This is a genomic window from Algoriphagus boseongensis, assembly GCF_004362805.1.
Lineage (GTDB): Bacteria > Bacteroidota > Bacteroidia > Cytophagales > Cyclobacteriaceae > Algoriphagus > Algoriphagus boseongensis.
The window spans coordinates 1,198,688-1,220,841 of the sequence record NZ_SNYF01000005.1 but is presented as its reverse complement, the minus strand read 5'-3'; the positions used below and the strand labels follow the sequence as shown (position 1 = coordinate 1,220,841).

Annotated in this window: 13 protein-coding genes; 11 read left to right on the top strand and 2 right to left on the bottom strand. The window is 40.8% G+C overall.

The window, feature by feature from the left end; genetic code table 11:
• Nucleotides 1-191: 191 nt before the first annotated feature.
• Nucleotides 192-992: a pyrroline-5-carboxylate reductase gene (proC, locus tag DFQ04_RS05255; RefSeq protein WP_133553377.1), complete on the bottom strand. Its 801-nt coding sequence runs from the start codon at nucleotides 990-992 to the stop codon at nucleotides 192-194.
• Between the two features lie 185 nt (nucleotides 993-1,177).
• Between proC and DFQ04_RS05250 the strand changes: the two genes are divergently transcribed.
• The 6 genes from DFQ04_RS05250 (at nucleotide 1,178) to rfbB (ending at nucleotide 5,731) form a co-directional block, all read left to right on the top strand.
• Nucleotides 1,178-1,600: a hypothetical protein gene (locus DFQ04_RS05250; protein WP_133553375.1), complete on the top strand. Its 423-nt coding sequence runs from the start codon at nucleotides 1,178-1,180 to the stop codon at nucleotides 1,598-1,600.
• A gap of 11 nt (nucleotides 1,601-1,611) precedes the next feature.
• Nucleotides 1,612-2,058 (top strand): hypothetical protein, encoded by a 447-nt coding sequence (locus DFQ04_RS05245; RefSeq protein WP_133553374.1) that lies wholly within the window; start codon nucleotides 1,612-1,614, stop codon nucleotides 2,056-2,058.
• A gap of 3 nt (nucleotides 2,059-2,061) precedes the next feature.
• Complete coding sequence (locus DFQ04_RS05240; protein ID WP_133553371.1) at nucleotides 2,062-2,262, top strand: helix-turn-helix transcriptional regulator; 201 nt, start codon at nucleotides 2,062-2,064, stop codon at nucleotides 2,260-2,262.
• Nucleotides 2,263-2,415: 153 nt separating this feature from the next.
• Complete coding sequence (locus DFQ04_RS05235) at nucleotides 2,416-3,582, top strand: glycosyltransferase family 4 protein (RefSeq protein ID WP_133553369.1); 1,167 nt, start codon at nucleotides 2,416-2,418, stop codon at nucleotides 3,580-3,582.
• Nucleotides 3,583-3,621: 39 nt separating this feature from the next.
• Complete coding sequence (locus DFQ04_RS05230) at nucleotides 3,622-4,674, top strand: NAD-dependent epimerase (protein ID WP_133553367.1); 1,053 nt, start codon at nucleotides 3,622-3,624, stop codon at nucleotides 4,672-4,674.
• Nucleotides 4,675-4,678: 4 nt separating this feature from the next.
• Entirely contained in the window at nucleotides 4,679-5,731 is a 1,053-nt protein-coding gene (gene rfbB / locus DFQ04_RS05225; RefSeq protein ID WP_133553365.1) for a dTDP-glucose 4,6-dehydratase, read from the top strand.
• 25 nt (nucleotides 5,732-5,756) lie between these two features.
• Here the strand turns inward: rfbB and DFQ04_RS05220 are convergent, their stop codons facing one another.
• A complete protein-coding gene (locus tag DFQ04_RS05220; protein ID WP_133553363.1) occupies nucleotides 5,757-9,767 on the bottom strand; it encodes a hybrid sensor histidine kinase/response regulator transcription factor in 4,011 nt (1,336 codons plus the stop codon).
• Between the two features lie 219 nt (nucleotides 9,768-9,986).
• Here DFQ04_RS05220 and DFQ04_RS05215 point away from each other — a divergent pair, with 219 nt between their 5' ends.
• The 5 genes from DFQ04_RS05215 to DFQ04_RS05195 all read left to right on the top strand — a co-directional run.
• The gene (locus DFQ04_RS05215) at nucleotides 9,987-10,673 is read left to right on the top strand and encodes a LytR/AlgR family response regulator transcription factor (protein ID WP_133553361.1); all 687 of its coding nucleotides are present in this window, start codon (nucleotides 9,987-9,989) and stop codon (nucleotides 10,671-10,673) included.
• A gap of 6 nt (nucleotides 10,674-10,679) precedes the next feature.
• The gene (locus DFQ04_RS05210) at nucleotides 10,680-12,209 is read left to right on the top strand and encodes a histidine kinase (protein WP_133553359.1); all 1,530 of its coding nucleotides are present in this window, start codon (nucleotides 10,680-10,682) and stop codon (nucleotides 12,207-12,209) included.
• A 195-nt stretch (nucleotides 12,210-12,404) separates the two neighbouring features.
• On the top strand, nucleotides 12,405-13,013 hold the full coding sequence (locus DFQ04_RS05205) for a hypothetical protein (protein ID WP_133553357.1): 609 nt from the start codon (nucleotides 12,405-12,407) through the stop codon (nucleotides 13,011-13,013).
• Between the two features lie 14 nt (nucleotides 13,014-13,027).
• Nucleotides 13,028-13,732 (top strand): hypothetical protein, encoded by a 705-nt coding sequence (locus DFQ04_RS05200; protein ID WP_026952401.1) that lies wholly within the window; start codon nucleotides 13,028-13,030, stop codon nucleotides 13,730-13,732.
• Between the two features lie 259 nt (nucleotides 13,733-13,991).
• Nucleotides 13,992-22,154: HYR domain-containing protein (locus tag DFQ04_RS05195; RefSeq protein ID WP_166637256.1), on the top strand; the 8,163-nt coding region annotated here is incomplete at its 3' end.

The following is a 22,154-nucleotide window of genomic DNA, read 5'->3' as shown; positions in this document are numbered from 1 at the left end:
ATTCAATTTTTATCGAAAATCATAAAAATTATATTTATCATTTTAATAATTGTATTTTAATAAGAATTAAAAATCACAAAGCTTTCCAATTTTTGATCTGAGCGGGTTGGGACCATTGAAAAAAAGTCCAATAAAAAATTCAAAAAAAAACCGGAAATCTTTGATTCCCGGTTCCATTGGTCTTTTCTAGCCTATTTTTCTATCTTTTCATAGCTGGCAATTACTCCTCGAACCATAGCCGAGCTAAAGCCTTGATGTTCCATTTCATTCAATCCAACTATTGTACATCCTTTCGGAGTAGTCACTTTATCAATGGCAGCCTCGGGATGTATATTTTTTTGAATCATGAGTTCAGCAGCTCCCTTAACAGTTTGGTTTACAATTTTACTGGCTGTTACCGCATCAAAGCCGATTTGGATTCCTCCTTGAATCATTGCACGCATGAATCGTAAAACATAAGCGATTCCACATGCTCCTAACACAGTAGCTGCTTCCATCAGACTTTCATCAATCGTAATAGTAATACCTATTGCATCAAATAATTCCTTTACTACTTCAATCTGAGTAGGAGAGGCTTGTTTTTGGCAGATGCAAGTGATCGATTCCTGAATATCGGCAGCGATATTAGGCATAGCTCTAAAAGTGACTGTAGCCGGGTCAATAACAGTAAACATTTCTTCCAGGGTAATTCCTGTGGCAAGCGATATGATAATTTGCTTCTTAGGGTCTAAAACTGGTTTGATTTCCTTAAGAATAGTAGAGACGTTGTAGGGTTTTACGCCCAAAAGAATCAGGTCAGCATACTTTGCTGCTATTACATTATCGGAATGGACATGAACTCCCTTTGCCTCGAATTCGGATAAACTCTCCGTATTTCTTTTGGTCAGGGAAAGGTTTTTAGGGTCAAAATTGTCCAAAGCCAATAATCCATTGGCTATTGATGTGCCCAGATTTCCGCAACCTATGATTGCAATTTTTACATTAGAAATCATTGAATTTTCAATTTTTTGCTGGATTGATTGACTAAAGGTAAATAAAAGCCGCTTCCTATTGATAAAAATGAAAATTCTTTTCAAGGTTTTACTCTGGATTATTCTACCTAATAAAATTTTTTTGGAAAAATATTTTGACAAAAAGTAAAACAAACTTTACATTTGGTAAAAAATATTTGACCACTATGAAAGAGAAATCCATTTTGAATGTCCCCCTTCTTCCTCCAAGCTGGAAAAAGCTGGGATACGTATTTATTCCATTGCCAGTGTTTCTGGTTATAGGATTGGCTTTTGTAAATCCCCAAATGGATCCCAATGAAGCTTCCCAAATCATTTATGGTTTCTGGGCTATTGGATTTGGGATTTTGAATTTGACTCGAGAAAAAGTCGAGGATGAGATGATCAAGTCTTTTCGTCAGCAAGCTTTCCAGACAGGATTTTATTGGTTAATTCTTGGTCTAGCTACCTTGATGTTGATCAATTACGTGCGGTTTGACCGGTTTACTTCGGAGATTTTTACAGCCTATCTGGTGCTATTTCTCCTAAATGCCTATATCTATGGGGCCTTCCAGTATCAAAAATACCTTTCCTCTAAATCTGAAAATTAACTCACTTAGCCATGTTGTCTAAATTGCTTCTACCACATTACCTCCAGAAAATTGGTTGGTTAATCCTAGTCCCATTTTCTCTGCTCTTATTTTCCAATAACTATTTTGACTTCAATTTCAGTTTTCTGGAATTTGAGGTTCGAGAGGGTGGGCTGTTTGAGGACGCCAAAGAGAATTTCACCAATGAATTGGCCCTGATCGGTGTTTTTGTCTCTTTATTTTTGATTGCTTTTTCCCGAGAAAAGGAAGAAGATGAATACATCCAAAAGCTTAGACTAGACTCCCTTTTGCTGGCATTTTATGCAAATACCTTTATCCTGATCATTGGAACGCTCGTTTTTTATGGATTTGGCTATTTGGAATTTATGGGATACAATATGTTTACGATCCAATTGATTTTTATTCTCCGATTCAGATGGGTTTTGTTTCAGCAAAAGAAATATGTTTTAGCCCTCTGATCTATGAAAAATACGATTAAAGTAGAGCGGGCTAAAAAAGACATGACCCAGCAAGATCTTGCGGAGAAGGTTCAGGTTTCCAGGCAAACAATTAATAGTATTGAAGCAGGTAAGTATGTGCCTTCTACGGTTTTAGCATTGAAAATCTCAAAGGTCTTTGGAGTGGCTTTGGAGGAGATTTTTGAACTCGAAGAGAATGATTAAGCTACCTTCAACCCATTTATTTCAATTTTGATTTCGAGAATAATCCTAAGTTTAATTACACATAAACCTGAATTTTTATCAAAAGCCCTCATATTTTCTGAGGGCTTAACTCGTTAAAATTGTACCTTTGTCCTTGCTGAACCTGTTTTTTTGATGCCCAAACTGATACGAATAACTACTGTCCCGCTTTCCCTGAAACTTTTATTAGCCGGTCAGATGAAATTCATGAAGGAAAAAGGTTGGGAGGTAGTTGCTGTCAGTTCAGATGGCAGGGAAGTGTCTCAAGTAGTCCGAAATGAAGGTGTAAGACATGAGGTGATCCCATTTTCCAGAAAAATCACTCCATTCCATGATTTGATTTGTATTTGGAAACTGATCCAATTGTTTCGTCGAGAAAAACCAGATATCGTTCATACTCATACCCCAAAAGCCGGTCTACTGGGTATGATTGCGGCTAATCTTTCAGGGGTAAAAATTAGAATTCACACCTTGGCCGGTATTCCTGCAATGGCCGCTGAGGGGAAGAAAAAGAGCCTGCTTGAAAGTGCTGAAAAGTGGACCTACTCCAATGCAACAGAGGTTTGGCCAAATTCCCAAGGTCTTTATAAGCACATTTTGAAGGAAGGTTTAACCACCGAAAGTAAACTGAAAATAATGGGAAAAGGATCTTCCAATGGGGTGGATCTAAAGCATTACAACAGGAAATCCCTAAAGGAAAATCATCTTGTGGCAGCAACTATGCGGATCATGCCGGGAGAAGATGATTTTATCATCCTAGCAGTTGGTAGGTTGGTGAAAGATAAAGGAATTGAAGAGTTGGTTTCTGCTTTTTTGGATTCGAAAATAGTTGGAATGTCCAAATTGGTCCTTCTTGGTTCATTTGAGCAAGATTTGGATCCGCTCAATCCTGAAGTGATCAAAACGATTCAAGATCACCCAAGAATAGTTCAGATTGATTGGTCTGATCATGTAGCCCATTATTTGGCTTTAGCAGATGTGTTGGTTCATCCTTCTCATAGAGAAGGCTTTCCCAATGTTTTATTGGAGGCAGGGGCCATGCAGGTTCCGGTAATCTGCTCTGATATTATAGGAAATAGAGACTTGGTAACCCAACAAAAGACAGGGTTAATCTTTCCTGTAAAAGATGCTTCTGTCCTAAAGGAAGCGCTTGAGTTTGCATTTGTCAAACGAGAAAAAATGGCTCAGCTTGCAGAAAACCTTCACCTGGAAGTAATCAATAATTATAGGAGGGAATTTATCCATGAACAGATTTACTTGAATTACCAGCGGCTGTTAAAGGGCCTCGAATCCGCGGAATAGTTTATATTTGAAACCAGAAAACTTACATTACTTTTCTTTATGAAATACCTCGTGACCGGCACAGCCGGATTTATAGGTTTCCATGTTGCACAAAAATTGGTTGAACGCGGGGATGAGGTAGTTGGTCTGGATGTGATCAATGATTATTACGATATCCAACTGAAATTTGCTCGATTGGAATCAGAGGGCATTTCGAAAGAAAAAATCGAAGTAGGCAAACCAGTTCAATCTTCCTCGCATCCGAATTATCGATTTATCCAATTGGATCTTTCTGATAAGGATTCTTTGATGAAGCTGTTCGAAAAGGAAAAGTTTGATGTGGTAATTCATTTAGCGGCTCAGGCTGGAGTAAGATACTCGCTTACGCATCCTGAAGTCTATATTCAAAGTAATATTATAGCCTTTTTGAATATTCTGGAATGCTGTCGCTTTCATCCGGTTAAGCATTTGGTTTATGCCTCATCCAGTTCGGTCTACGGTTCCAACGAAAAGCTACCTTTTTCTACTTCTGACTCGGTAGATCATCCCATTTCCCTTTACGCAGCTTCTAAAAAGTCCAATGAGTTGATGGCTCATACCTATAGTCATCTCTTTGGGATTCCGACGACAGGGCTTCGCTTCTTTACTGTTTATGGACCTTGGGGAAGACCGGATATGGCCTTATTTCTTTTTACTGAGGCAATTTTGAAGGGAAAACCCATCCAAGTTTTCAATCATGGAAAGATGAGGAGGGATTTTACATATATCGATGATATAGTAGAAGGAGTGATAAAAGTAGCTGATCGCCCAGCTCAGCCTAATCCAAATTTTGATCCTCAAAATCCGGATCCAGGAAGTGGAAAAGTCCCTTATAAAGTCTATAATATTGGAAACTCTTCTCCAATTCTTTTGATGGATTATATCCAGGCCATTGAAAAGGCTTTGGGAAAGGATGCTATTATGGAATTCCTTCCGCTTCAGCCTGGGGACGTTCCTGCTTCTCATGCCGACGTTTCCGACCTGATTAGGGATACAGGTTATAAACCCGAAACTTCCATAGAGTTTGGGGTAAAGTCCTTTGTCGATTGGTATTTAGATTATTACAAAAAATAAATTCATGTCAAAATCCATTTTAATCACAGGAGGAGCCGGGTTTATCGGAAGCCATGTGGTTCGTCTTTTTGTAGAGAAATATCCTGAATATAAGATTGTCAATCTTGATGCGTTGACCTATGCGGGTAATTTGGAGAATTTGAGGGAGGTTGAAGGAGCTTCAAATTATAGTTTTGAGAAAGCTGATATTCAGGATGCGGAGACTCTTGATAGCATTTTTTCCAAGCATGGAATTACGGATGTGATTCATCTTGCTGCAGAATCACACGTAGATCGGTCGATTTCAGATCCCTTGGCGTTTGTGAAAACAAATGTTTTTGGAACAGTGAATTTGCTCAATTCTGCTAAAAAAGCTTGGGCAGGGCACTTGGATAAGCATTTGTTTTATCATGTCTCTACTGATGAAGTGTATGGTTCATTGGATCATGGAGGATTCTTTTTAGAAACCACTCCTTATGATCCCCAATCTCCGTATTCCGCATCTAAAGCCTCTTCGGATCATTTTGTGAGGGCCTATGCTAATACCTACAAAATGAAAACCGTGGTGTCCAATTGCTCAAACAATTATGGGCCCAACCATTTTCCGGAAAAGTTAATCCCGCTTTGCATCCATAATATCAAAAACATGAAGCCTCTTCCAGTTTATGGTAAAGGTGAAAATGTTAGAGATTGGCTTTTTGTGAAAGATCATGCTCGTGCCATTGATACTGTTTTTCACAAAGGAAAACCTGGAGAGACCTACAATATTGGTGGATTCAATGAATGGAAGAACATTGATATTGTCCGTTTGCTTTGCAAAAAGATGGATGAAAAGCTTGGCCGCGAGTCAGGTACTTCTGAGAAATTGATCACTTTCGTCCAAGATAGGGCTGGTCACGATTTACGATATGCCATTGATGCCACCAAAATTCAAAGAGAACTAGGATGGGAGCCAAGCTTGCAGTTTGACGAAGGAATAGATATCACGATCGATTGGTACCTCGCCAATCAGGATTGGTTAGACCATGTGACTTCCGGTGCTTATCAGGACTATTACAAAGAGCACTATAATTCTTAGTCTTTAGGGTCAGTTTCTGCTGACCCTATTTTTTTGAATTGTTTTGTTGGTATTCTGCAGGGGTTACTCCGTAGGTTTCCTTAAAACTTTTGATAAAATAGGAGGGAGAGGAAAATCCCACTGCATAGGCAATTTCAGAAATTGTCTCGTCCGTTTTTTCCAATCGCTGAACAGCCATTCGTAATCGTTGGTCTTTCATGTAAGCGGTAGTAGATAGGCCAGTCAATGCGGTAAGCTTTCGATGCAGCTGCATTCGGCTCATTCCCATTTTTTTACTGAACTCATCCACAGAGAAATTACTATCCGAAAGTTCATTATCCACGATTTCCTGTAATTTTTCGAGGAAGCGTTCATCCAAATTGGTAACTGCTATTTCTTTTGGTGAAATGGGATTCTTTCCGGAAAAGCGGATTTGAAGTTGGGTTCGGAGCTCAATCAATTTTTCTATTCGGAGTAGCAATTGATTGGTTTTGAATGGTTTGAGGATGAAGTCGTCCGCTCCAGCCTGAATTCCTTCCATCTGACTTTGCTCATCTGCTTTGGCTGTTAAAAGAATAACCGGAATATGTGAAGTCAGCTCTTCATTTTTGATTTTTCTGCAAAGCTCAAACCCATCCATTTCGGGCATCATCACATCCGATATGATCAGATCCGGAACTTTTTTCAAGGCAACAAAAAGACCTTTCTTTCCATTTTCCGCCTCAATTGTCTGAAAATACGGGTCCAATTCCCTTACCAAAAACTCCCGAACTTTGGTATTGTCTTCCACAATGAGCACCAGCGGTTGTTTGTTTTTTTCCTCTTCATTGAGAACAGGCAATTTAGGGAGTTCAAAGGTATCCGCCTCTTCATCAATCACTTCCTCAGGATGGAAAGCATATTTGTCTACCGGCAAAACTATAGCCACCTCAAACCACTTGGAATCTTTGTAATCAATCTTAAACTCGCCATGATATAAGTGGGTCATCTCCTGAACTAGAGAAAGCCCCAAACCAAAATCCTTTTTATTGCCTTTTCCTAGGTGATACCTGAGAAATAGCTTGCTTAAATCTTCTTTTTTATATTCCTCCAGGCTCTCATTTTTAATTTTCAAATTCAGATTTCCATCATTGATGAAGCTTTCCAATTTCACCTCCGTATTCTCTTTGCTGTATTTGATCGCATTCTGAATCAGGGTTTTGACGATTTTTTCCACTTTATCGGAGTCAAACCAAACTTCGGTCATCAAGGGGATGCTGGCTGATAGGCGGACTCCCTTTTCAGAGGCCTGATAGAAGTAATTAGCTACAATAGACTGAAGTAAAAGTCCAAAGTTCCCTTTGCGGATGGTCAGCTTGTTTTTCCCTGTTTTGATCTTGCTGATTTCCAAAAGTTGATCAACTAAGGTTAGTAGGCGTTGGGAGTTGGTTTTGACTAGATTCAGTTGGGACTTTACAACCGGGCTATCGGTTTGACTCATCAATCGGTCTATGGGACCGGAAATCAAAGTCAGTGGGGTTCGAAACTCATGGGAAATATTTGTGAAAAGCTGAGTTTTAAACTCGTCGATTTCTTTCAGAGTCTGGGTTTCCCGGTCTTTCATTTTCAGAGAAAACTGAATTTGCCATTTCCATTTCAGGTATTGATAAATCCATAAGATGATAATGGCGAGCAATAGCACATAAACCACTTTTGCCAGGTTGCCAAAATACCAAGGAGGTGAAATGCTAAATTCAAAGGCCACGGGCTCTTCGGACCAGACCCCATCATAATTGCTTCCCCGGACTAGAAATCTGTAAGTCCCGGGTGCCAAATTAGTGTACCGGGCTTGGTGATTGTATCCATTGGAGACCCAATTTGCGTCGTGGTTTTCAAGCATGTACTCAAACTGATTTTTTCCTGGTGAGGAAAAGACCAAGCTAGCCATACTGAAGCTAAGGGTATTCTGATTGTGCTTTAGCTTTAGACCTTCCTTCAGGTCAATTTTTTGGTCAAAGGCCGAAAGTTCGGTGATTGCAATTTTTGGAGGTATTTCGTTGAGGAAAATATCCTCGGGATTAAACCAGTAGAACCCATCCAAGCTCCCAAAATAGAGTGTCCCGTCTTCATTCTTAAAATAAGCTCCGGTGTTGAACTCCGTGGCTAATCCGTCATAGTTGGAGTAATTGGTAATCTGAAATGGGTCGGAAGGATCATTGGTCAGGTGTACTTTGGTGATTCCTTTATTGGAACTGAGCCAAAGGTTCTTGTTTTGATCTTCCAGAATTGCGTATATGACATTGTTTGGCAGACCGGTATCCACATTCAGGGTGGTGATTTTTTCGGTTTTCAAATCCATTTGGCTGAGCCCTCCTCCGTTGGTTCCTACCCAAAGTTTATTTCCTTCCAGATGAAGGGATTTGATGCTGTTGCTGCTGATGGAATTCGCGTTTCCAGCCTGATGGGTATACCTTTCAAATGTTTCATTCCCCAGATTTAGCTTGGCAATTCCATGATTTTCTGTTCCAATCCAAAAATCACCTGAAGGGGCTTCCAGCATAGTTCTGATATTGTTGTCCGGTATGCTTTCCGGCCTATTCGGCTGATGGACAAATTGCTTTTGGACGCCTTTTACAGGGTCAAACCAAATTAAACCGTCATTTCTGCTGCAAAGCCAAAACCGGTTTTTACTATCTCTGTATATTTTCCATATCGTGGATCCAGGCTGAGGAATAGTACTTTCGGTGTGGAAATGTTGAAAGCGCTCCGAACTCAGGTCAAATAAGCTCAAGCCTTCGTCCTGATATCCTATCCATAATTTTCCTTTGCCATCTCCCAAGAGACTCATGACCCGATTGCTGGAAAGGCTTTGTTCATTTTCAGGGTCATGGACAAAGGTCTTCCAAGTGTTGGTTTTGGGATTATAGCGTGTCAGTCCTTTGCCTGAAGTGCCTAGCCATACATTTTCAAATTCGTCCACGTAGATGGACCTGACTACGTCGATATTGATGTTTTCGGGTACTTCCTGATTGTGAAAAAAGTTGAATTTTTCCAGATATGAATCATAAAAGCTCAACCCTGCTCCATCAGACCCAAACCAAAGTGTGCCCGTGTAATCTTCAAAAATACTCAGGATATCGTTGTAGTGAATTGACCTTGGATTCTGTTTGGAATAGGAGTATTCGGACAGGGTTTTTCTTTCTAAATTGATCTTTTGAACTCCTCGGCCATAGGTCGCCACCCAGAGTCTTTTTTTGGTATCCAGAAGTAGGTCCAAGATCATTTCCTCAGGATTTACTTTTTGGTTCAGATATTCGTCCGAAGCCACGGCTTCATCTCCAGCTTTTTTGGTCCAAAGCCCCCTGTTTAAGGTCCCAAACCAAAAACGGCCGGTATGATCAAGAATTGAAACTGATAGGATAGTCTCCGGGTAAGGCTTCCAGACAGAGGTATGTGTTCCGGAGCTTTTGTTCCAAAGGATTACTTCGTCCCGCAAAGTCAACAGAAGATGGGCTTCATCATACCTGTTCAAATTCACGATCTCTTTTTCCGGATCGGACCAGATCATTTCGGCCTTTTTCAGCGCTTCATTCCAGGAGTAAAGCTGACCGGAGAGCGTACCAAACCAGATTGTCCCATCCACATCTTCCAAAATGCTGTTGGCAGAAGAAATGCCTTCAATCGGCCTGAATTCCATCTTTTCCCGATCCAGAAGCTCAGGAATGGAACTTTCAGGAATAATCCAAACCCTGTTCCTCCGGTCTGCAAATACTTTTCCGAGCATGAGACGGGTAGATTCGGTGATATCAAGAAACTTCTTTTCGAAAATCAAAAAATTACGGCCATCGTATCGATTGAGTCCTTCTTGGGTGGCTATCCAAAGAAATCCGTCCACGTCTTGGGCAATGGATATCGCGCTGTTTTGGGAAAGTCCATCATTCACAGAAAGCTGCCGGAAAGAGAGGTTTTCCTGGGCGAAGGATGACCTGAATAGAAAAATCAATATAGTGGCACATAAAAAATTGCGGGAAATGAATCGGGCTTTTGCCAATTGATCTGAAAAAGAAGAATAAGTCATAGCTCAATAAATCGAAAAATAGTCTTCCATTTTCTCATGGTACAGAATAGTTCATAACTGGTACATTTTGATTGGATTTTTTAGTAGTATTAAAAATTAAAACTTGAAAAAGATCAATTATTTGTTAGAAAATTTGGATTTTGAGCTGAATATTTAAGATGTATCTCCCTGATGAGATTTTTAGAAGCGATTTTTAACCAATTCAAATTTTGAAATAAGATGATTCGTGTGGCATTGGTTGATGATGAGCCTAAGTCCATTCTTTCTCTAGAGTGGGAAATACAACGCACAGTAAAAGAGGTGGAAATCGTGGGAAAGTTTAGAGAAGCAGAAGAGGCTATCAATAAGCTTCCCGAACTGAGTGTGGATTGCGTTTTTTTGGATATTTCCATGCCGAAAATGGACGGGTTCCGATTTCTGGAATATTTTCCAAACAGGGATTTTGAAGTGGTCTTTGTGACAGCATATGCAGAGCATGCGATACAGGCGATTCGGGAAAGGGCTTTCGATTACCTGCTCAAGCCGGTGGAAAATGCATATTTGGAAAGGGTTTTGGAGAGAATCTTGATGAAAAAAAATCAAAAAGAATCCCGTAAAATCTCCATCAATCGAGACGACCAATTAATCCTGATTGATCCGGAGGAGGTGTTGTATTGCGAAAGCGAGGGGAGCTATTCGCAGGTAACTACCCTCAAGGATGGGAAAATTCTGGTATCCAAACGATTAAAGCTATTGGAGGATGTATTTTCCGGGCTGGCCTTTTTCCGGATTCACCATTCTTTCTTGATTAACCTGAAATGGGTCAAATCTTATGAAAAATCTACGGGCAAAGTGGTGCTGGAAGGCGGCATCAAACTTCCTGTGTCCAGATTGAAGCGAGCAGGTTTTATAGAAGCCCTGAAGTAATTGATCATGGATTTTTTAAAAGGATATTCACTGACCGAACTGCTGGAGCAAAGCAACTTTAACGGACTGGGCTGGGCTGTCACAAGCATTCTGTTTTACCTATCCGTCTATCACTTTGTCCTTTTTGTCAAAAGCAGGGAGAAGTTTTACCTTCTCTACAGTGTGTATGCTTTTATCAATGCGGTCAATCTGATCAAAAGGGTCAAGGGAGTATTTGTAGAGCATATTTATATGGAGTACGCTGATTTTTTCATCCATATCAATTTTCCCATTCAGTTTGCCAGCTACTTGGTTTTTTCCTTTTTCCTGATCGAAATTCTGAACTTTAGAAAGCACTTCCCAAAGTTTACCCGCTTCTTTACGATCTATGCTTTGGTAACCAGTTCGATTTTTGCCGTACTCGTTTTAGGCAGATACTTATGGGATGGATATGATTACATGAGAGGGTATTACATCCTGATTTTCATGCCTTGCACTTTGATTTTTCTGATTTATGGAATCTACCTAACTATCAAAACTGGGGAGGCGGTGCGGTATGTAATTTTGGCAGGATACCTGATTTTGGGTATCAGTTCTTTTATTCTCGCATTTTTGACTTTCGGAAGAGACCTCTCCTTCACCAACAAATACTACTATGTGTATTATTTGGCAGTATTGGCAGAGAACTTTCTCTATACCTATGCCTTGGCTATCAAGCAGCGAGAGGTCTATGAGCAAAAATTTGAAGTTCAGACCCTTTTATTGGAACAGCTCAAGGAAAACGAAAAATTACGAGACCAATTGAATCAAAGTCTTCAGAAGGAAATCCAAGAAAAAGAAAATAAGATATCCTTTTTGGAAGCGGATGCAGAAGAGCAGCGTGTGGCCAAACTCCGGTCGGAATACGAGCAAAAAATCACACAGCTTCATCTTCAATCTCTGAGAAGTCAGATGAATCCCCATTTTATTTTCAATGCGCTGAATTCAATCAAAGTCTTTTTGATTGAGAGTGACAAGGAAAATGCGGTTTTGTATCTGAATCGCTTTGCGAAGCTGATCCGAATGATTTTAGAAAGCTCCCGAGAGTTTAAGATATCGCTTGGGGAGGAATTGGATATTGCCAAATTATACCTCAGCCTGGAGTCCATCCGTTTTGAAGATGGGATTCAGGTACAGCTGGAAGTGGGAAGGGACGTCAATCTCAAAGGAGTAAAGGTACCTCCTTTGGTATTTCAACCTTTCTTGGAGAATGCTGTCTGGCATGGATTGATGTCAAAGAAAGGGCCTAAAACGATCTGGATCAATGTATTCAGAGAAAATGAAGACGTGATTGTTTCTCTCATAGACAACGGGATCGGTAGGGAGGAGTCTTCGAAAATGAAGTCTACTCAAACCATTTCCAAGCAGTCTATAGGGATTTCTCTGTCTGCAGACCGGTTGAAATTTTTTAATCAAAGTGAAAATTTGGACTATCGTTTTGAAATCCGGGATCATCAGAGCCTTCCGGAAGAATCAGGAACTGAAGTGATTTTTTACCTGCGGGGTGTCGCAAAATAGCTTCAAAGTAAAGGGGAAAGGTTACAGGATTGCTATCATTTGATACATACCTGTGACCCTTCCTTTTCAGTATTGGGTATTTTTGAGAGTTATAGTGCTCTAACCGGTTTGGTACTATTGATTGGTTTTTCAAGGCTTTTTGTTCTAAAAAATCTATTCCCCAACTACACAAACCATTCCTCATTACAGGTCCAGATGAATAAGAATCCATTTTTGCTGATTTTGATTTTCCTGTCATTTTCCTGTCAAAAAACAGAAGAATCAAACTCAAAAACTCCGTCACACTCCGGAGAGGGGATGACCTTGACCGAGTTTTTGGATTCCTTCGATCACTACTCAGCCGTCAATCCAGAAACATTGGAAGAGCAAGTGCCTTTGAGCAACGATCAGCTCAAAGACCTGATTCCTCAAAAGGTGGGAAAAATGGAAATGAAAAAGATCATACTTGGACATAAGCAAGCCATGGGAATCAGCGGGGTGATTTCCACCTATCAGGAAGAAGGTGGAAATGAAAGACAAATCTCCATGGAATTATTGGATGGGGCAGGGGTTACCGGAAATGTCCTGGTCAAGGCTACTGAGCAAAAATTGATGCCTGACTATGAGGAAAAAAGTGAAGATGGCTATTCACGGATCTATGAGCATCAAGGGATTCGGGTTTTGGAAAGGCTCAATTTCAAAAGTCAGTCTTCTGAAATAGAATTTGTCTGTGCCGGTAGGTTCCAGGTTACTTTCAAAGGTCACAAGGTTCCCATGAATGAGCTTTGGGCTTTTGTGAATGATGTGAGAAGAAAAAAAAAATAAATCTGACTTTTACTATGGATAAAATGCAAGTGATTGTGGCTGTTTCTTTACTCTTGGGAATATCCAAGGTAAACGCTCAACAGCTCACGGGGGTGATAGAAAATCATCCGAGATCAAAAATGGAGCTGGTTTTGATGCCTTTTGGGATGGATTACCCAATTGTTGCCGGTACAGTGGATCAAAGGGGTCAGTTTGCTGTAAATCTTGATGGATTGGATTTAAAAAATGTACCGAATGAAGTTCAGTCCATGTTTGAGGGGGAATTAGGCTATAGTTTTTTCTTTGGATGTAATGATAGAGAGGAGTTCGGATTAGGTTTTGAAGTGCCTGCCTATCGGGTTGATTACATCCGCATGAATCAAGGAGATCAATGGGCGGGGACTGCTTTTTTGGTTTCAGATGAGAAGCTTAGACCCTGGCTGGAGGACTCTGGCTACAACAATGCCATTCCAGGATCTTTTTTTGAAGTAATCTATGTGGCCGAGGAGGTCTCTATTCATACCGCCTGCAGCGAACAGATTTATGTGTCGGATGAGGAATCAGTGGAGGTGGAGTATGATTTTCAGTTGGAATTGAAAAAGGGTTTTAATTGGGTGGAATATGAGATAGAGGAAGTATTTGAAACCAATCCCGAAATCCGGGCCTCTTTTCCATCCAAGGTGAAAATCAAAAATCCGCAGGACCTATCTGCCATAAAATGGGTAGGGACTTACTATTGAGTTTACTTTATTTTTAAAACTTAACACATGTATTTTTTGCCTGCTCTTCCATAGTGTAGGTTTTTTTAGGTACCCGGATTGGTAAAAAGACCCAAATAGGAAAAGGGATGGATTGGAAGAGGATTTTTCATCAGAAAAGGGAGCTGTTACACCAGTACTATCATTTGATACAAGAGTGATATCCTTAGCGGCTTGGGTTTTGGATTTTTAGAAGTGGTTTTAGGGCTTTCCTTCACCAGTCGATTAAATCCAAAACATTATGGAATCAATTTTACAACTTCGATTTATTAGCAAAGTCCATCAATTACTTTTATTTCTAGGACTTTCTCTTTTTCTGTTTTCCGGTCAAACATTCGCTCAGCAGCTTTCGGGGACTTACTCCATAGGAGCATCAGGAGACTATCCTTCCTTCTCGGGTGCTATTTCGTCCTTGACAACCAACGGGATTTCTGGTCCGGTTACCTTTGAAGTTCAGACTGGAACCTATTCGGAACAGGTCCTTCTAGGTGCTATTTCGGGGGCATCGGAGACTAATACAATTACTTTTCAAAGCCAATCCGGGAATCCGGAGGACGTTGTCATTCAATATTCAGCTATTGGAACAGCGGATAATTTCGTTATTCGGTTTGACGGTGGTAGTCATTACGTTTTGAAAAACATAAAAGTCCTTGCATTGGGAACTACTTATGCTAGGACTCTTCATGCGCAAGGTGATGTTCAAAATATAACGATTGAGCAATGTATGCTGGAATCCCCTGATACAAGTACTGCGAATTTTGAAAGAGGAAATGTCGTTTTACAACCTACTACTTCATCTTCGATTCGGTTTTTTGGAAATACAATTGTAGGAGGGTCAAATGGAATTTATTATCGGGGAGGTACCTCGAGTAGTTTTAGAGGATCAGGGGTAGAAATAATCAATAACACAATTTTAGAGGTTTTTTCTTACGGCATTTACGTGGACAGGTTGACCGCTGCGGTGATTGAAGACAACCGAGTGACGATGCGCTCTACGAGTTGGAGTTCTTCCTACGCTTTGGAGCTGAATGAGGTGGAAGGGGCAACGAGGGTTGTTGGGAACCGTCTTTTCGGTGGTCGTCAGTATGGATTGAACATGCAGTTTTGCAATGCGGTGGACGGATCTCCGGCCTTGGTAGCCAACAACATGATCGGGAGCAGCAGCAGCGGTCAAACGGTATTTTTGTACTACAACACCTATGTAAATTTTTACCACAACTCGGTGCTGAACACCAATACGGGAGAAGCGATCCAATACAACGGGCTGGCATCGGCTGGCAACAGGTTGAAGAACAACATTTTCAGGGCCAATACGGGTCAGGCGGTTTTTGTGAGCAACAGCACGGGTCTGGTGGAGATGGATTACAATGACCTGTTTACCTCGGGGACATATTTGGGAAGATGGGGTAATTCTTACGCATCTGATCTTTCCTCTTGGAAATCTCTTTCTTCCCGAGATGCAAATTCCTTAAATGAAGATCCTTTATTTGTTTCTGACACGGATTTAACTCCGCAAAATCCTGTTCTTACTGAGGCCGGAACTGATTTGACAGACTTTGTTTCTACTGATATTGATGGAAATCCAAGGACTGTTCCGGTAAGTATCGGGGCAGTGGAATTTGCCCAAGCGGGGGAACCTTTGATCGGCGAATATACCATTGATCCAGCCGGTTCTGGAGAGCGGAATTTTATGTCTTTTGCAGCTGCCTCTGAGGCTTTGCGACTGAATGGAGTGGCAGGGAAAGTTGACTTTTTGGTGGCCGATGGTACCTATGAAGAGCAGTTGAATTTCGGTATAGTACCCGGTGCGTCTTCTGACTTTTCTGTGAATTTCAAATCAGCAAGTAATGATCCTTTGGCAGTGGTTATTGTCCACATGGATACTTACACCATGAAGTTGGATAATGCAGAACATTACAGTTTTTCCGAATTGACTTTCAGAACCTTGGGCACAGCTCAGGTGATTCAAGTTAGAAACCGAGCAGTCAATTTACTTTTTGAAAGTAATATCATTGAAAGTCCTTCTACCACCAATACTTCTGAAGTCAGAGGAGGGATAGATGTTTCAGGAACCTTCACGGAAAATATCAGAATTCTCACTAACAAAATCTCAGGAGGTGCCTATGGCATTTATGTAAAAGGGGCCAGCTCTTCTTCCAGGGCAGGTCAGGTGATCATTTCTGAAAATGAGTTGAATGATGTCTATTTTAGGTCTATTTACCTGAATTACACCGATGCTCCTCTGGTGATTGGAAATACTGTCAGGACTACCTCCACGGCGGATCAAATAGCTATTTTACTCGAAAATTCTTCAGCTGGATCTTTGGTAAAAAACAACCGAGTAAGCAGTAAGTCAGGAAATGCACTCCGAATTGTCAATGCATCAGGAAGCTCTTCTCTTCCAAATTTGATTTACAATAATTTCCTTCAGGGCGAGGGAAATAACCGAACTGTGTACTTCTCAAATACCGATTACCTTCAATTCTATCATAATTCTGTCTGGAATCATGCTAATGGGGCAGCTTTAGAATATGCTTCGAGCGGCGAGAATAATGAGTTAGTTAATTCAATTTTCCAAGCCACTAATGGTTATGCATTGCGAATAGGTGCAACGGGAGCATTTGCCCAGATAAACAATAATAATTTATTCACCACAGGTGTCAATCTTGGAAGATGGGGAAACACGGATGCACCTGATCTAAATGCGTGGAAAGCTACATCAGGATTTGATTCCAATTCATTGACTGTCAATTCTCAATTTATTTCAGCTGAAGATCTTACTCCCCAAGAAGAAGCTTTGGCTGTGAATGGTGCAGATTTGACAACCGTAGTGTCGGAGGATATTAATGGAGTCCCTCGTTTTGTTCCTGTAAGTATCGGTGCAGTCCAGTTCTTCTCCGAGAGCGGAAGAGATTTAGCTTTGGTTGAAATTTCGACACCTAATTCTGCCTGCTTGCTGACTGATCAAGAACAAGTGACAGTCAGGATCACAAACGTGGGAAGTTCATTTGCTGGAAATATCTCTCTTTCTTATCAAATCAACGGAGGATCGGTGGTGACAGAGGCTTTGCCAGCATCTGTAGTATTGGCACCCGGTCAATCATACAATTATACTTTTGAGTCCAAAGCGGACCTTAGTGTGAAAGGAGAGTACTCAGTATTAGTCAGTATAGTAGAAGAAGATGAAAACCTGACCAATAATTTATTAGAGAAAAGTTTGACTCATTTCCCTGAACCAATCGTCACACTTACTCCGGATACAGTAATTTGTAAGGGTAGTGGAGTATTACTTTCAGCAACTGGTGGAGTTTCTTATTTCTGGAATAATGGAGTTAATTCTTCGGCACAGTTTGTTTATCCTGAAGTAACTACAACCTACACGGTGTTTATCACTGATGAAAACGGCTGTACCGTAGAGCGTTCAGTAACAGTTACCGTAGAATCTGTTCCGGAAATTCTTGTCGTAGGAAGTGGAGATTACACAAATCGCTTTGTTTCCCCAGAAGTAGGAACTAGCGCTACTGAATTTGTTTTTAGGTTTAAGTATGTGGAAAAATCCGGCTATTTACCTGAGTCCGGTTTCCCTAAACTCACCTTGAGAAGTTTCTTAGAGACTCGAGAGCTGATCATGGAAGAAGAAGATCCTGCTGACCAAGATGTTACGGATGGGAAAATATATAGAATAAGTGCTAATAATCTCACTGAAGATGCAGATTGGGAAAGCGAGATAAGAGTAAAGCACAGCGAAGGCTGTGAGGTATCAAGTGGATTTCTATCCCTGCCGCTGGTTTCAAGCGACTTGTTGGATGTAGCCATTTTTGCTGATGATATTTTATTCAGTGATAATGCACCAGCAATAGGTGAGGAGTTTACTCTTACAGCTAGGGTCAGAAATACGTCTGATTTCCCTGCTGAAAACTTTATTGTATCCCTCTACGATGATGAAGTGTTTATCGATTCAAGAACGATCCAATTTTTGGGAGCGCAGTCAATCACAGAAATAAGTTTTGATTATAGTTTTTCTACCCCAGGATATCATGAGGTCAAAATTGTCCTAGACAATACGAATGTTCTAGATGAGAAAAATGAGCTGAATAATTTTGCCATTCGATTCTATGCCTTGCCTGAAGGTATCAATGTCACAGGAGGCTTAAACAATTCTGTTATTTATCCCGGAGGTTCGATCACTCTCTCAGGAGTGGCAAATTATTTTGGGCTGGATCCATCTGTCACCCCGAAAGTCTCTGGAGCAGCTGTAAGGATTTCCATTAGTGATGGTAGATTTTTCACCATTTCGAGCAATACTGCTGGTGGTTTCAATAGGTCCTTTACTGGTCCATTGGATTTGGGCGTATATACTGTAACCGGAGAAGTAGATGACGGAAGATTTATTCAGCCATTTGGCCCATATGTTTTTGAAGTGGTTGTAGATGATCGTGAAGTAACTCCAAGACCTGATTTAGTAGCTTCAATCATTGTTAATAAAAAGGAAGGAAGAAATCATTTGCTCAGAACTGAAGCCATAACAGGAATTGCAAAAGTCACTAATAATGGGAGTGCCCCGGCAGAGAATTTTGTATTCCGATATACTTCCTGTCAGGGTGTGATCGGCGAGGTGTTTATCCCTATTCTTCAACCTGGAGAATTTATCGAGTACCCATTTGTCACCTCTATTCTAGATGATGACTTATTGAATACCTGTAATAGTAGTATTGATTATTGTTCATTCGGAGCCATTGCAGATCCTTTGAATGTTGTGGCAGAAATATCTAAGGTAAATAATTCGGCTACTCAGAAGTATAAAATCTATCCTGAAAAGCCTGATTTAGTACCTAGTTACTCTGCTGCAAACAGGATTGGTCAGGATCTATACACCTTTAATCTGGAGGATGATTACCCAATATGGATTAATGCTCGAAATATTGGAGGGCTTCCCGTAGAAATACCGTTTACTATAAATGTTTATATAAATGATAATTTGGTAGATTCCAGATTAATCTCGGATCCTATTGCAGTTTGTGGAAATCTGGGGTCATATAAGGTGACTTTTAATTTTGAAACTACCGAAGATAAGATCGTTAGGATTGTTGTAGATGACCCGTTTGGAAGCGGGGTCATCGATGAATACGATGAGACTAATAATGTCACCAATGAATTCACTCTTAAGTATGAACCAAAGAAGCCAAATTTAGTAACTCGGGATTCTTGGTTCCTTGTAGAACCAGCAAGCCCTAAGCCTGGCGAACAGTTTAAAATCAAGACCTTTTATAATAATTATGGGCAAATAGATGTCATTCCTCCCTTCTATAATTCATTTATAAAAAATGAAAATGGTGTTGAGACAGTTTTTGAACGTCAAGTTACAGACACCCTAAAAATTCGAGAATTAAAAGCGGATAGTGTTTTTACCAGTATCTCAGCTTATGGGAATCATTTAATAACCTATCGAACCGATTCAAGATCAGAGGTAAATGAAACATTTGAATTTGATAATGTAGCATCTGCTAAGTTATGTACTGAATTGTACCCAGAAGTCAATTTTAATTCATTTTCTTGGAGAGGTGGTTTTCAGGTGTTTACCGAGCAATTCTTAACAGTAAATGTTAGAAATGAAGGTCTTTTCGAAGGCGAAAACGTTTCAGTAAAATTCTATCTGGATGATGTTTTAATCGGCTCTACTGTGTTGGATAAATTGCCAAAAGGTGGAAAATGGGTTGCGCTCCCTTATATATTTACCGAGGCAGGTACATTTACGCTTAAGGTTATTCTGGATGAGGAAAATACCATCATCGAATGCGATGAAGGCAATAATGAGTATAGAAGACAGATCTCGATTACTACTCCGGGGCCTGATTTAAAAGTTGAGACTCAGTTTATTTCTCCGTCCAAACTTAATCCGGATTTAAATGAGGAAGTGAATTTATTTGTTTCCTATGAAAATATCGGTGTAGTCCCAGCTGGGGCATTTAAGGTCAGGTTATTAGTGGATGGAATCCAATTGGGTGAAGATGTAGAGGTAAGTGGATTGGCGGCTGGTGAAGATGGAACAGTGGCTATGACTACATCTTATTCCTCCGCGATTGGCGGCTTGAAACCCGTGGAAGCTATTGTCGATGTGTTGGAAGAGCAAGCTGACCCGAATAGAAGAAACAACACAGCTATAAGAAATATTTTTGTGGGAGATGCTCCTAATCTTCGATTTGCTGGCTTGTTATTCAGTAATGACTGCCCGGAATCTGGTGAGGAAATGACCGTAACCGCTAAGGTTGTCAATGAAGGTGATGTGGGAACGAATTCTACCCTAAAACTTTATTATAAATCAGGAGAAGCACTTGACTTCATTTCGGAAGAATCTATTTCTGTAGATCCAAGAGATACAATTGAAGTGAGTGTTCCTATAATTTTGCTTAGCAATACTTTTAGTATTTATGCCGAGCTTTCTGGTGCCAATCCAATCGAATACAATGATTTGGACAACACTATTGAGCAATCATTCTGTCAAGAAACAGTCCAATATGCTTTAAATACCAGTGTAATTGGTCAGGGTATTATTCAAAGAGAACCAAATCTTAACCTTTATAATGAAGGTTCAGATTTGACGCTCACTGCAATACCTGCAGAAGGTTGGAGTTTTGCTCAATGGTCAGGAAATATTTCGGGAAATCAAAACCCTTACCTTTTTACGATTAACCAAGAATCTAATGTAGTAGCAGAGTTTACAGAAAACTATCGCATCAGGCTAAAAGTCACCAATGAATCCTGTTTTGAAGCTGCAGATGGGCGTCTTGAAGTGGACATATTTGCCGGATTAGCTCCTTACACTGTAGAATGGTATAAAAACGGCGAGCTTTTGCCTGATTCAGGTACAATCATCAGTAGCCTTTCTGCAGGGTTGTATGAGGTTCGAGTCACTGATTCTAATTCGGTTACTTTGACAGAGCAGGAAGAAATCATTGTGGGTGACTTCCAATACCCAATCGTGGTAATTCCTACAAATGTTTCTGTCTTCTTGGATCAAAACGGTCTAGGTTCCCTTTCAATTGAAGAAATAAATGATGAGTCCTTTGATAACTGTGGAATCAAATCCAAATTTTTTAATGACGGTTTACCAACACTCGATTTCAATTGTACAGATGTAGGACAGACTATTTCGGTTGATTTCAAGGTTGAGGATACTAATGGAAATGTTTCTGCAAAATCATTTAATGTGGTGGTTTTGGATGAGGTGAAACCGGTAATCACGAATGTTCCGGCCAACATCTCGGTGAACAACGATGCGGGAGTCTGCGGGGCTGTGGTGATTTGGATTGAACCGATTGCTTCAGACAACTGTGAAATCGATAGTTTCACTGCTGACAATGCTTCAGGAGATCTTTTCCTTGTTGGAGAAACTACGGTTACTTATACCGCTACCGATATCCACGGCAATTCCGAGACGGTGAGCTTCACGGTGATTGTGAACGATACCGAGAAACCAGTGATCACAAATGTTCCAGCCAACATCACGGTGAACAACGATCCAGGAGTCTGCGGAGCGGTGGTAACCTGGACTGAACCGATTGCTTCGGACAACTGTGAAATCAATAGTTTCACTGCTGACTATGCTTCAGGAGATCTGTTCCCTGTTGGAGAAACAACGGTTACTTATACCGCTACCGATATCCACGGCAATTCCGAGACGGTGAGCTTCACGGTGATGGTGAACGATACCGAGAAACCAGTGATCACAAATGTTCCATCGGATATCATTATTGACAATGATCTGAATACTTGCGGAGCGGTGGTAAGCTGGGCAGAGCCGCAAGCAGCGGACAACTGTGGCATAGAAAGTTTCACTGCTGACTATGCTTCAGGAGATCTGTTCCCTGTTGGAGAAACTACGGTTACTTATACCGCTACTGATACCCATGGCAATACCGAGACAGCGAGCTTCACGGTCACGGTGAATGATACCGAGAAACCGGTAATCGAGGGCATGCCAGAAAACATCGAAATCAGTAATGATGCAGGTCTTTGCGGAGCGGTGGCATCTTGGACGGCACCAAATGCAGCCGACAACTGTGAAATCGCCACCTTCACTTCTGATCACACTTCAGGCGATGAGTTCCCGGTAGGCGAAACATTGGTAACCTATACGGCTACCGATATCCACGGCAATACCGAGACGACGAGCTTCACGGTGACGGTGAATGACACCGAGAAGCCAGTGATCACGAATGTTCCATCGGATATCATTATTGACAATGATCTGAATACTTGCGGAGCAGTGGTAAGCTGGACCGAGCCGCAAGCAGCGGACAACTGCGGAATAGAAAGCTTCTCTTCTGACCAGGTGAACGGATCAACCTATCCGGTAGGCACCACGACGGTCACCTACACGGCTACGGACATCCATGGCAACATT

What these genes read in the sequence shown, in the direction of transcription:
- DFQ04_RS05240 (WP_133553371.1), top strand. Translation starts at nt 2,062, where the DNA reads ATGAAAAATACGATTAAAGTAGAGCGGGCTAAAAAAGACATGACCCAG.
- DFQ04_RS05220 (WP_133553363.1), bottom strand. Translation starts at nt 9,767, where the DNA reads ATGACTTATTCTTCTTTTTCAGATCAATTGGCAAAAGCCCGATTCATT.
- DFQ04_RS05250 (WP_133553375.1), top strand. Translation starts at nt 1,178, where the DNA reads ATGAAAGAGAAATCCATTTTGAATGTCCCCCTTCTTCCTCCAAGCTGG.
- DFQ04_RS05235 (WP_133553369.1), top strand. Translation starts at nt 2,416, where the DNA reads ATGCCCAAACTGATACGAATAACTACTGTCCCGCTTTCCCTGAAACTT.
- DFQ04_RS05200 (WP_026952401.1), top strand. Translation starts at nt 13,028, where the DNA reads ATGGATAAAATGCAAGTGATTGTGGCTGTTTCTTTACTCTTGGGAATA.
- DFQ04_RS05205 (WP_133553357.1), top strand. Translation starts at nt 12,405, where the DNA reads ATGAATAAGAATCCATTTTTGCTGATTTTGATTTTCCTGTCATTTTCC.
- DFQ04_RS05210 (WP_133553359.1), top strand. Translation starts at nt 10,680, where the DNA reads ATGGATTTTTTAAAAGGATATTCACTGACCGAACTGCTGGAGCAAAGC.
- proC (WP_133553377.1), bottom strand. Translation starts at nt 992, where the DNA reads ATGATTTCTAATGTAAAAATTGCAATCATAGGTTGCGGAAATCTGGGC.
- DFQ04_RS05230 (WP_133553367.1), top strand. Translation starts at nt 3,622, where the DNA reads ATGAAATACCTCGTGACCGGCACAGCCGGATTTATAGGTTTCCATGTT.
- DFQ04_RS05215 (WP_133553361.1), top strand. Translation starts at nt 9,987, where the DNA reads ATGATTCGTGTGGCATTGGTTGATGATGAGCCTAAGTCCATTCTTTCT.
- DFQ04_RS05245 (WP_133553374.1), top strand. Translation starts at nt 1,612, where the DNA reads ATGTTGTCTAAATTGCTTCTACCACATTACCTCCAGAAAATTGGTTGG.
- rfbB (WP_133553365.1), top strand. Translation starts at nt 4,679, where the DNA reads ATGTCAAAATCCATTTTAATCACAGGAGGAGCCGGGTTTATCGGAAGC.